11 protein-coding genes and 1 pseudogene are annotated in these 10,295 nt (G+C 69.6%); 6 read left to right on the forward strand and 6 right to left on the reverse strand.

What is annotated here, in order from left to right:
• The coding region (locus ACK5F2_RS09105) for a dihydroxy-acid dehydratase (RefSeq protein ID WP_409864221.1) at positions 1 to 1,341 on the reverse strand (1,341 nt) is incomplete at its 3' end.
• Positions 1,342 to 1,505: 164 nt separating this feature from the next.
• Entirely contained in the window at positions 1,506 to 2,171 is a 666-nt protein-coding gene (locus tag ACK5F2_RS09110; protein ID WP_409864223.1) for an NTP transferase domain-containing protein, read from the reverse strand.
• 296 nt (positions 2,172 to 2,467) lie between these two features.
• Here ACK5F2_RS09110 and ACK5F2_RS09115 point away from each other — a divergent pair, with 296 nt between their 5' ends.
• From ACK5F2_RS09115 to pdxH, 6 genes are read left to right on the forward strand one after another with little or no spacing between them, the layout of a single operon-like run.
• Complete coding sequence (locus ACK5F2_RS09115) at positions 2,468 to 3,190, forward strand: hypothetical protein (RefSeq protein ID WP_409864224.1); 723 nt, start codon at positions 2,468 to 2,470, stop codon at positions 3,188 to 3,190.
• Positions 3,190 to 3,939, forward strand: a complete 750-nt coding sequence (locus ACK5F2_RS09120) for an ABC transporter ATP-binding protein (protein WP_409864225.1) — start codon at positions 3,190 to 3,192, stop codon at positions 3,937 to 3,939. The genes ACK5F2_RS09115 and ACK5F2_RS09120 overlap by 1 nt, the downstream gene beginning before the upstream one ends.
• Positions 3,936 to 5,171, forward strand: a complete 1,236-nt coding sequence (locus tag ACK5F2_RS09125) for an ABC transporter permease (RefSeq protein ID WP_409864226.1) — start codon at positions 3,936 to 3,938, stop codon at positions 5,169 to 5,171. Before ACK5F2_RS09120 ends, ACK5F2_RS09125 begins: the two co-directional genes overlap by 4 nt.
• 21 nt (positions 5,172 to 5,192) lie before the next feature.
• Positions 5,193 to 5,972, forward strand: coding sequence for an outer membrane lipoprotein-sorting protein (locus tag ACK5F2_RS09130; protein ID WP_409864227.1), 780 nt, complete (start codon positions 5,193 to 5,195; stop codon positions 5,970 to 5,972).
• A complete protein-coding gene (locus ACK5F2_RS09135) occupies positions 5,969 to 7,309 on the forward strand; it encodes a hypothetical protein (RefSeq protein WP_409864229.1) in 1,341 nt (446 codons plus the stop codon). Before ACK5F2_RS09130 ends, ACK5F2_RS09135 begins: the two co-directional genes overlap by 4 nt.
• 53 nt (positions 7,310 to 7,362) lie before the next feature.
• Positions 7,363 to 8,001, forward strand: coding sequence for a pyridoxamine 5'-phosphate oxidase (pdxH, locus tag ACK5F2_RS09140; protein WP_409864231.1), 639 nt, complete (start codon positions 7,363 to 7,365; stop codon positions 7,999 to 8,001).
• 22 nt (positions 8,002 to 8,023) lie between these two features.
• Here the strand turns inward: pdxH and ACK5F2_RS09145 are convergent, their stop codons facing one another.
• The 4 genes and pseudogenes from ACK5F2_RS09145 to ACK5F2_RS09160 all read right to left on the reverse strand — a co-directional run.
• On the reverse strand, positions 8,024 to 8,536 hold the full coding sequence (locus ACK5F2_RS09145) for a DUF3299 domain-containing protein (RefSeq protein ID WP_409864232.1): 513 nt from the start codon (positions 8,534 to 8,536) through the stop codon (positions 8,024 to 8,026).
• A gap of 1 nt (position 8,537) precedes the next feature.
• Complete coding sequence (locus ACK5F2_RS09150; protein WP_409864234.1) at positions 8,538 to 8,813, reverse strand: hypothetical protein; 276 nt, start codon at positions 8,811 to 8,813, stop codon at positions 8,538 to 8,540.
• Between the two features lie 47 nt (positions 8,814 to 8,860).
• Positions 8,861 to 10,072, reverse strand: coding sequence for an FtsX-like permease family protein (locus ACK5F2_RS09155; protein ID WP_409864235.1), 1,212 nt, complete (start codon positions 10,070 to 10,072; stop codon positions 8,861 to 8,863).
• Positions 10,069 to 10,295, reverse strand: a pseudogene (locus tag ACK5F2_RS09160) (ABC transporter); the annotation flags it as partial. The pseudogene ACK5F2_RS09160 and the gene ACK5F2_RS09155, both read right to left, overlap by 4 nt.

The following is a 10,295-nucleotide window of genomic DNA, read 5'->3' on the forward strand; positions in this document are numbered from 1 at the left end:
GGCCTCGATCACATGGCGGTCCTCGGGCACGGCCGAAACCTTGATCACCGAGCGACCCAGATTGCCCTGCAGCAGCTTGAGGCCGCCCGTGGCGCTGAAGGGCTGCTGCACGCCGCGCAGCACGCTGGCGTCGCCGCTGGCGGCCGGCAGTTCTTGCCAGGCCACATGCTTGCCGTCGGCGGCCAGGGTGGGCAGGCGGGTCTGAGGACGCAGGGAGTCACCGTTGATGCTCAGCACATCCTCGTGCATCAGGCCGGCGTCCAGCAGCTCGCGGATCACGAAGCCGGGACCGCCGGCCTCCTGGAACTGGTTCACATCGGCCTCGCCATTGGGATAGACGCGGGCCAGCAGCGGCACCACGGCGGAGAGCTCGGCAAAGTCGTCCCAGTCGATCAGGATGCCGGCGGCGCGTGCCACCGCCACCCAGTGGATGAGGTGATTGGTCGAGCCCCCGGTGGCCAGCAGGGCCACCATGGCATTGACGATGCAGCGCTCATCCACCACCCGGCCGATGGGGGTGTAGCGCGCGCGTGGGCTGATGGCCAGGGCCTGATCCACGGCAGCATCCGTCAGGGCCTGACGCAGGCCGTCGTGCGGATGGACAAAGGCGGCACCCGGCAGATGCAGGCCCATGGCCTCCAGCAGCATCTGGTTGCTATTGGCCGTGCCATAGAAGGTGCAGGTGCCGGCGCCGTGATAGGCGGCGGACTCGGCCTTCAGCAGTTCCTCGCGACCCACCTTGCCGGCGGCATAGAGTTCGCGGACCTTGGCCTTGTCCTTGTTGGGCAGACCGGAGCTCATGGGGCCTGCGGGCACAAAGACGCAGGGCAGATGACCGAAATGCAGGGCCCCGATCAGCTGGCCGGGCACGATCTTGTCGCAGATGCCCAGCAGCAGGGCCGCGTCAAACACATCGTGCGAGAGCGCAACGGCCGTGGCCATGGCGATGTTGTCGCGGGAGAAGAGGCTGAGTTCCATGCCCGGCTGACCCTGGGTCACGCCGTCGCACATGGCGGGCACGCCGCCGGCCACCTGGACCGTGGCACCGCGCGCCTGCGCCGCCGCACGGATCTGGGCCGGATAGGCCTCATAGGGCTGGTGGGCCGAGAGCATGTCGTTGTAGGCCGTGACCACGGCCAGATGCGGCGCCTTCTCGGCCACGATGCGCAGCTTGTCATGGGCCGGCATGGCCGCGACGGCATGGGCCACATTCGCACAGCCCATGCGCTCCACGCCGCGCGGACGTGCGGCCATGCGCTCAATCAGGGACAGATAGCGCTCGCGGGTGGCCGCGCTGCGGGCACGGATTCGCTCGGTGACACGGCTCAGGGTGGTGTTCATGCGATGCAGTGATGTAACTCTTTGGATGGAATTTACGTAACCATATTACACGCACTCCGCTGCCGGGGCGATGCAAATCTCGCCCAGCATGGGTACAAATTGGTTACCAAGCCGGCCATGCACGCCAACGAGGCGCGAATGCATGACGGGCCACGGGCCGTGGCTCAGCGGCGGCTGCTGTCGGCGCTCAGCTCAGGGTCCGGCTCGGACGCAGGGACGGGCGCGTCATGGGCGCGCAGGCGCTCAAGATCCGCCTCGGTGTCGAGGTCCATCAGCACCCCAGGGTCGTCCAGCTCCAGGCCCAGGGAGGGGTAGCGCGCCAGAATGCGGCGCGCACCTTCATCGCCCTGCAGGCCGACCAGCTCGGAGAAGAGTTCGGCATTGAAGCCCACCGGATGGCCGCGCTGCCCGCGGTACTGGGCATAGACCACCGGGTTCTGGCCGAGTGCTGCGGCCACGGCCAGGATGCTGTGGGGCTGCAGCAAGGGCATGTCCGCCGGCACGATCAGCCAGCCCGAGGCATCGCCCGTGGCCGCCACGCCTGCCGCGATGGAGTGCCCCATGCCCATGGGCTCCGGCCGCCCGCGGGCATCGTGCTCGGGCATGACCACCACATCCCGGCTGGCGACCAGGCGTCGCGCCGCGGGTGCCAGCTGCGCGCTGCTGACGACCACCATGGGCAGCCCTGTGGCCATCACGGTGGCCAGGGTCCGCTCCAACACCGTGTCCGCGCCCAGGGACTGTTCCAGCTTGTGCCCCTTGCCGCGAAAACGCGTTCCGCGCCCGGCAGCGAGCACAAGCACGAGAGGACGGCCGTTCGTTTGGGTCACCATGGTTCCTTGCTGATGCTGATCCCAGGGTGGGGCTAGGACATTTGTCGGTCTCCCGACGCAGTTCACAGCATGCCCAGGCTTGGCAGCGCTGGTTACTGGGGCGTTCACTTAGAAGAAAGTACTGATCCCCGCGGCAGCCGCAGCGCGAATGCGCCGCTCGGGGATGGCTCTGCACAGCGGCTCGCGACCCGCGGCGGCAACTCGCGCCACGCCAGGACGGCCGATCGCAAGCCGGTGGCCGCGGCCCATGGCCAAGGCCAGACTGCGTCCATCAATCAAGCGATGGAGCTGCCATGTCACCTCTCAACTACCGCCCTGCCCTGTGCCTGAGCACGGTTCTGCTGTCCCTGATCTTGATGACAGCCGCGCAGCCCTTGCGCGCCCAGACCGCGTCCAGCCCCGAGGCGCATCCCGCGCTCAGCCCTGCCGCCGCCGTGACGCCCGCCCTCGATCCACGGGCGCTCAATGAAGCGCTGCAGCAGTTCCTGGCGGCCACGCGGGGCGACACGGCGGCGGTCCAGCGTTCGCAGCAGGCCTGGGAGCGGCTGCTGGCGCAACAGCCCGCCAACCCCTTGCTGCTGAGCTATCTGGGCACGACCCTGACCCTCAAGGGGCGCGACGCCTGGGCCCCCTGGACCAAGCTGCAGGCCGTCGAGGATGGACTGGCCCAGATCGACAAGGCCCTGCAGCTGCTGCGTCCCGAACATGAGCGGCAGCAGGTGCTGGGCTCGGCCCTGGCGCTGCAGGTGCGCGCCAATGCCGCCCAGACTTTTCTGGCCCTGCCTGGCATCTTCAAGCGCCAGGAGCGCGGCGAACGCCTGCTCAAGGAGGTGTTGAACCATCCGGCCCTGGCGGACAGCGCACCGGGGCTGCGCGGCAGTGTTTGGCTCAGCGCCGCACGACAGGCGCTCAAGCAGCAGCAGGCCGAGCAGGCCCGTGTGCTGGCCCAGCGCATCGTGGACCAGGCTCTGCCGCAGGCCGCGGCCGCCCGCAGCCTGCTCAAGGAGCTGGGCTGATGCGCGCCCCTCACACAGCAAGCAGCGCGCCCCTGCTGCGCCTGGCCGGCCTGCGCAAGCGCTATCCGCTGGGACAGCACCGTATCGAGGCCCTGCGGGGCGTGGACCTGGAGATCCGCGAGGGCGAGATCCTGGCCCTGACGGGTCCTTCGGGCAGCGGCAAGAGCAGCCTGCTGCACATCGCCGGTCTGATCGACGCGGACTACCAGGGGCAGCTGGAGTGGCAAGGCCGTCCCCTGAGCGGCATGGGCATGCACGCCCTGACCCAGCTGCGGCGCGACGCGCTGGGCTTCATCTTCCAGGGCTTCAATCTGGTGCCGGTGATGAGCGTGGCCGACAACGTGGACTTTCCGCTGCTGCTTCAAGGCCTGACAAAGGCCGAGCGCGCCGCACGCGTGGCCAGCATGCTGGCGGACGTGGGTCTGGAGCAGCACGCGGCCAAGCGCCCGGATGCGCTCTCGGGCGGTCAGCGCCAGCGGGTGGCCATTGCCCGCGCCCTGGTCAAGCAGCCCCGCCTGATCATTGCCGATGAACCCACCGCCAGCCTGGACAGCCACACGGCCACCCAGGTGCTGCAACTGCTGCGTGAGCGTGCCAAGGCCCAGGGCGCGGCCGTGCTCATGGCCACCCACGACGCCCGCGCCCTGCTCTTCTGCGACCGCGTGCTGCAGCTGGAGGACGGTCGGCTGCAGGACGCCAGGCTCGCCGACTACACCCTGAACCCAACTCCCAGCGAGGCCGCCGCATGAGCTACACCGTCTTGAACACACAGCTGCGCTGGCTGGACTTCGCGGCGCGCAATCTGCTGCGCAACCGGCGCCGTTCGCTGGTCACGCTGAGCATTGCCGCCCTGGGCACGGCCGCCATCCTGGTCGCGGCCGGCTTTGCGCGCTACACCTACACCGGCCTGGCCGAAGCCTCGGCACGCAGTACCGGCCATCTGGTGCTGGGCATGCCCCAGAGCTTCGAAGGCGATGAGGCCCAGCCGCTGGAGCATGGTCTGCAAAACTGGCAGGCGCTGCGCGAGGCCCTGCTGGCCGAGCCCGAGGTCAGGCATGTGCTGCCGCGGGTGCAGTTTGGGGGACTGATCAGCAATGGCGAGAAGTCGGCGCTGATGATGGGCGTGGGCATCAGCCCGGATGCGGAGTTCGCCATCAAGGGGCCCTTTCTGACCCAGAAGAGCGGGCAGCTGCTGAACGATGGCGAGCGTGGTCGCGTGCTGCTGGGCGAGGGGCTGGCACGCAGCCTCAGGGCCACGCCCGGTAGCGGCCTGACCCTGATGGCCAGTACCGCGCATGGCGCGCTCAACGCCATCGATGTCCGCGTGGCGGGCGTGGTCTCGACCGGTGTGCCTGATCTGGACCAGCGCCTGGTCTGTACCGATATCGCCACCGCCCAGACCCTGCTGGACAGCGACAAGGTCAGCAGCATGGGCCTGTTTCTGGAGCGCATGAGCCAGACGCCCGCGCTGCGCGAGCGTCTTCAGGCGCGCTGGCCCGCCTTGGCGCTCAAGGACTGGGAGCAGCTGGCCCCCTTCTACGGCGCGGTGCGCCAGCTCTACAACCGCATCTTCGGCGCCCTGGGCAGCATCCTGGCGCTGATCGTGGTCTGCGTGCTGGCCAATGCCATGGCCATGAGCGTGATCGAGCGCACCCGCGAAATCGGCACCCTGCGCGCCCTGGGCACCCGGCCCGGGCAGCTGATTGCAAGCTTTGCCACCGAAGGCCTGCTGCTGGGCAGTCTCGGCAGCTTGCTGGGCGCCCTGACGGCCCTGGCGCTGAGCGTCGTCCTGATGCTGGTGGATCTGCAAATGCCGCCACCGCCGGGGCGCAGCCAGGGCTATCCGCTGCAGCTGGAGCTGAGCGCCGACATGGTGCTGGCCGTCATCGCCCTGATCGCCTTGCTGGCCCTGCTCTGCAGTGCCTGGGTGGCAGCCCGCAGTGTTCGCCAGCCCATTCCCCAGGCCCTGGCCCATGTCTGACTCTGCACCGTCCGCAAGACCATGAAGACCACGACACACCGACTCAAGCTCTCTTTCCTGGGCCTGCTGATGGCGGCTGCTCAGCTGCTCCCGCCGCTCACGGCACAGGCCGATACCCGTGTGCAGGAGCTGCTCAAGCGCGCCGACGCACGGCGTGCCGGCAGCAGCCACCTGGAGATCCACACCCTGGTGCAGCAGCTGGCGGCCGATGGCAGCGTCAGCCGCGAGCGCCGCTACACCGTCCTGAGCCAGGGCTTGGAGAAAAGCCTGGTGCTGATGCGCAGCCCGGCCGAACAGGGACAGAAGGTGCTGATGCTGGGAGAGGACTACTGGCTCTTCCTGCCCAGCAGTCAGCGGCCGGTGCGCATCACGCCCAGCCAGAAGATTCTGGGCGAAGCCTCCACCGGTGACATCGCCACCCTGAACTGGGCCGATGACTATGACGGGGAACTGCGCGGCGAGGCGCCTTGCGAGGAGGCGGCCGGCCCCGCGGTACGGAGCTGTCTGCATCTGAGCCTGCGCGCTCAGCGCAAGGGTCTGAGCTATCAGCGCATCGAGCTCTGGCTGGGCAAGGCTCGCGGCGAGCCGGTGCGCGCGGAGCTCTATCTGCTCTCGGACAAGCTGGCCAAGCGGGCCCGCTACCAGCTGGATGCGCAGGGCATGGTCAGCGAGATGATGCTGGAGGACGCACTCGCCGGTGAGCGCAAGACCCGCGTGAGCTATCAGGGCCGGCGGGAGCGACGCATCCCCGAGGCCTGGCTCAACCCCATGTTTCTCAGCCGCAGCCCGGTGCTGGAATGAGGCTGCTGCGTCCCTCCCTCGGCATGGCCTTGCGGCACGCACTCCTGCTGCTGGGCCTGGGCTGCTTGCTGCCCGCCCAGGCCCAGACGCTCAAAAGCAGCTGGAGCAGCCAGTGGCAGGCGCAGACGGCGAATCTGCAGCAGGGGCCGCTGGCCCAGGCGGCACGGCTCGCCCCCGCCTTGCTTCAGGCGGCCGGCCCGGCCCGCTCTGACAGCCGTCAACAGGCGCATGAGCTCACGCTGCGGCACGAGCGCAGCGATCTGCCCGGGCAGAGCCAGCTGCTGATCGCAGCCACGGGGCGCCTGACGCGCCAGTACGGCGACCGTGCGCGGGGCGAAGGCTGGCAGGCACGGGCCCAGCTGCAGGAAGCCGCGCTCTCGGCCAGCCACGAAAACTGGTCCTGGACCGCCGGGCGCAAGGTGCTCAGCTGGGATGTGGGCTGGGGCTTTCGCCCCAACGATATGGTGCAGCAGGAGCGGCGTCGCGGCCTGCTGCCCAGCACGCTGCGGGGTCAGGCCTTGCTGATGCTGGAGCATTTCGACGCGGATCAGGCCTGGAGTCTGGTGGCCGTGAACCCCCAGCGTCTGGGCGAGGCCGTGAGCGCCGCTGAGCCCGCCCAGGCCCTGGACCGTGAGGCTGCCCTGGCGCTGCGCTGGTACCGCCGGCATGGCAGCCAAGACGTCTATGCCTACGCCCGACTGGGGCGTGGCGAGCGCGCTAGCCTGGGCCTGGCGACCCAGACCGTGATGGGCAACAGCCTGAGCCTCTACGCTTCGCTGCGCTGGCGCCAACGGCATGCGGCCTGGGAAAGCGTGCTTGGCGAACCCGCCGGCCTGCGTTGGCAACCCGCCTGGCAGCATGATGCCGTGCAAACCCTGCTGGGCGCCCAGTGGACGCCCGAGGGCAGCGCCCACAGCTGGATCCTGGAAGCCTGGCACGACGGCATGGCGAGCAGCGATGCGGACTGGCAGCGCTGGCAGGGCATGCTGGACACGCTGAGCGGGGCGCCAGGCGCGCAGCCTCCCCAGCGCCGGGCGCAGATGGCCTTGCAGCAGCTCGCGCCCTTGCAGCGCGGCTCGGGCAGCCTGCAGCGCCGCAATCTCCTGCTGCGCTGGAGCTGGCAGACGGGCGAGCTGCGTGAGTGGCAGCTCAGCGCCGACCTGCTCCATCATCCTGCCGATGGCGGCCACAGCCTGGGCCTGGGCTTGCAGTGGCAGGGCCAGCGCTGGCAGCTGGGCGGAGCCTGGCGTCGGCTCGCAGGCGGGCCAGCCGCACTGCTGGCCAATATGCCCCAGCGCGGCAGTCTGGGTCTGTGGGCGCAGGCGGACTTTCTGTGAGCCTGGCTGCGAGCCCGGCGCATGGGCTTGCGCCCTCCTGCATACTGGCGGGCATGAGCAAACTATCCGATCTGCGCAAGAGCTACGAACAAGGCGAGCTCGTCGAGGAGCAGGTGGCCGGCCAGCCCCTGCAGCAGTTCAAGACCTGGCTGGACGAGGCCCTGGCGGCCGGCGTGCCCGAGCCCAATGCCATGACCCTGGCCACGGTGGGCCCCGAGGGACGGCCTTCCACCCGCATCGTGCTGATCAAGGACATCGATGAGCGCGGCCTGGTCTGGTACACCAATTACGAGAGCCGCAAGGGCCGCGAGCTGGCCGCTCACCCCTTTGCCGCCCTGCAGTTCCACTGGGTGGAGATGGAGCGGGTGGTGCGCATCGAGGGCCGGGTGGAGCAGGTGGAGGCCGCGCAGTCCGATGCCTACTTCCGCTCCCGGCCGCTGGACTCGCGCCTGGGCGCCTGGGCCTCGCCCCAGAGCCAGGTGATCAGCTCGCGCGCGGTGCTGGTGGCCAATGCCGCCAAGGCCGCCGCCCAGCACGGCCTGAACCCCGAGCGCCCGCCGCACTGGGGCGGCTACCGCCTGCTGCCGGAGCGCGGGGAGGTCTGGCAGGGCCGCACGTCGCGCCTGCACGACCGCCTGAGCTACAAGCTGCAGGCGGACGGCAGCTGGCTCAGGGAGCGTCTGGCCCCTTGAGCGCCGCAGGCTGAGCCCTGTCTCAGTTGGCGGCGACGGGCTGGGCCTCGGTCACGCGGTAGAACAGGCCATAGGGATCGTTGCTGAGCACGGACATCTGGCCTTCCACCGTCACCGGATCCAGGGTGTAGCGCACGGGGGTTTTGCTGCGCACCTCGATCAGGCCCTCGGGCCCGGCCGCCACGCAGAAGGAGCAGCTGGTTGGCACCGAGGAAAGCAGGAAGTGACGCTGCTTGTCGCCCGGCTCCAGCGGCATCATGAAGCCCTGCACCTTGACCGTCTTCTTGTCCAGGGCCTGCACGGCCGCCGGAAAGCTGGGGACCAGCTTGTTCTTCTCGGCCTTGACCGTCACGGAGGACAGCAGGGGCCAGGACAGCACCCCCTCGCGCTCCTGCAGCGGCTTGAAGGGGCTGCGCGGATCGTGAAAGCCGGGGCCTTGCCCCAGGGCCGGCGCTTGAGCGGCCACCGGCAGGGCCGCAGCCGCCAGCAAGGCCGAAGCCAACAGGCTCGAAAGCCGGCGATTTGTCTTGGACATCTCAGTGTTCATGTTTCAAGCCACAGTATTTGCCGATGGCCAGGCCGCGGCAGGCCGCGAGCAGGGCTTTCTGGCAGCGCTCTTCGCTCTCGCCCGATTCCAGGCAACGAGCAGCTTCCTCATGGGCCTTGGCCATGGCGCGGTGGCGGCTGATATCGGTTTTCACATGCTCGCTCAGCGACTTGGCAGCCGCTGGCGCAGGCTGGGATTGTGCCTGCAGCGCGCCCGTGGCACTCAGCGACAGGGCAATCAGCAGGGCATGCGGGAAAAACTTCATGGCGATACCTCAAGAGAAAAACGATGAAAGCGCGTTCATTGAGACGCTCAGTGCGGCGCCTGCAGCAGCTCGGTCACGTCCAGGCGGTAGGCGCGCCAGGCCGGCCAGGCGCTGCTGAGCAAAGCCAGCAGCAGGGCCAGGGCCGGCACCAGCAGCTCCCAGACCGAGAACCAGCCGCCCACCACCCGCAGCGACTGCTGCTGGGCCAGCACCCAGCCTAGCAAAGCCGTCAAGCCATGCCCCAGGGCCAGGCCCAGGGCGCTGGCCAACAAGGCCAGCCAGGCCGCCTCGGCCGCAATCAAGAGGCCCACCCGCCACGGCGGCGCCCCCAGCATGCGCAGCATGGCCAGGTCGCCCTGACGCTCGCGCACCGCGTGCAGCAGGGCCACAAAGACCGAGAGCCCGGCCGCCAGCAGCAGCACCGCGCCAAAGCCGCGCAGCACCTCGGTGCCCGCGCCCACCATGCGCAGCAGACGGGCTGTGTCCAGGGCCGGGGCGGCGGCCTGCAGCCCGTCCTGGGCGTTCACCCAGCGCGGCAGGCTCACGGCCGCCAGCGGGCTGCGGTAGCGCACCAGGGCCAGGGTGATCTCGCGCTCGGCCTCCAGGGCGCGGCGGTCGGACTCGTCCACCGCATGCATGTCCTCATGCACTTTCCAGACCGAGGCCAGGTCGGTCAGCACCAGACGGTCCAGCACGGCGCCTCCCGGCGCCAGCACGCCCACCACCCGGTAGCGATGATCGCCATGCTCGTGGCCCCCCCCGCCCAGGCCATGGCTGCCGGCAAAGCTGTCGCCAAGGCGCAGGCCGGTGGCCTGCGCCACCTCGGCGCCCAGCACCGCCTCCAGCGGCTGGGCCCACCAACGCCCTTCGGCCAGACGCCCCTGGTAGAGCACGGGGTAGTCGGACGTAGTGCCCACGATGCGGAAGCCCTTGAGGCTGTCGCCCAGGGACAGGGGCACGGCACTGGCCACCAGGGGCTGGGCGCGCAGCTCGTCCAGGGCGGTGAGCGGGATGTTGCCGGTGGGCACGTCCAGGTGGAACAGGCCCGCCAGCATGATCTGCATGGGGCTGCCCTTGGCGCCCACCACCAGATCCACCCCGGCCAGATCGCGGCGCACACCGGCCTCGATCTGCTCGCTGACCAGCAGCACAAAACTCACCGCCGCCAGCCCCAGGCTCAGCAGCAGCAGGTTGAGGCCAGACACCAGAGGGCGGGCCCAGAGATAGCGCCAGGCCAGGGCCAACACGCCGCCCCTCATGGCTGAGCTCCGAGCAGCTTGGGCAGGACCAGGCTTGGCAAACGCTCACCCAGGCGCTCGGCCACCCGACCGTCGTGGGTGGCCAGCACCAGGATCGCGCCCTGCTCTGCCGCAGCCTGCTGCAGCAGGTCCAGGCTGGCGGCGGCGTTCTCGTCGTCCAGATTGGCCGTGGGTTCGTCGGCCAGTAGCAGGCGCGGACGCCGCAGCAGGGCGCGCCTGCTAC

The sequence above is a fragment of the Roseateles sp. genome (assembly GCF_046300915.1).
Lineage (GTDB): Bacteria > Pseudomonadota > Gammaproteobacteria > Burkholderiales > Burkholderiaceae_C > Kinneretia.

Bases quoted from the DNA above. Each gene is read 5' to 3' on its own strand.
- ACK5F2_RS09115 (WP_409864224.1), top strand. From the start codon at position 2,468: ATGTCACCTCTCAACTACCGCCCTGCCCTGTGCCTGAGCACGGTTCTG.
- ACK5F2_RS09120 (WP_409864225.1), top strand. From the start codon at position 3,190: ATGCGCGCCCCTCACACAGCAAGCAGCGCGCCCCTGCTGCGCCTGGCC.
- ACK5F2_RS09125 (WP_409864226.1), top strand. From the start codon at position 3,936: ATGAGCTACACCGTCTTGAACACACAGCTGCGCTGGCTGGACTTCGCG.
- ACK5F2_RS09130 (WP_409864227.1), top strand. From the start codon at position 5,193: ATGAAGACCACGACACACCGACTCAAGCTCTCTTTCCTGGGCCTGCTG.
- ACK5F2_RS09135 (WP_409864229.1), top strand. From the start codon at position 5,969: ATGAGGCTGCTGCGTCCCTCCCTCGGCATGGCCTTGCGGCACGCACTC.
- pdxH (WP_409864231.1), top strand. From the start codon at position 7,363: ATGAGCAAACTATCCGATCTGCGCAAGAGCTACGAACAAGGCGAGCTC.
- ACK5F2_RS09145 (WP_409864232.1), bottom strand. From the start codon at position 8,536: ATGTCCAAGACAAATCGCCGGCTTTCGAGCCTGTTGGCTTCGGCCTTG.
- ACK5F2_RS09150 (WP_409864234.1), bottom strand. From the start codon at position 8,813: ATGAAGTTTTTCCCGCATGCCCTGCTGATTGCCCTGTCGCTGAGTGCC.
- ACK5F2_RS09155 (WP_409864235.1), bottom strand. From the start codon at position 10,072: ATGAGGGGCGGCGTGTTGGCCCTGGCCTGGCGCTATCTCTGGGCCCGC.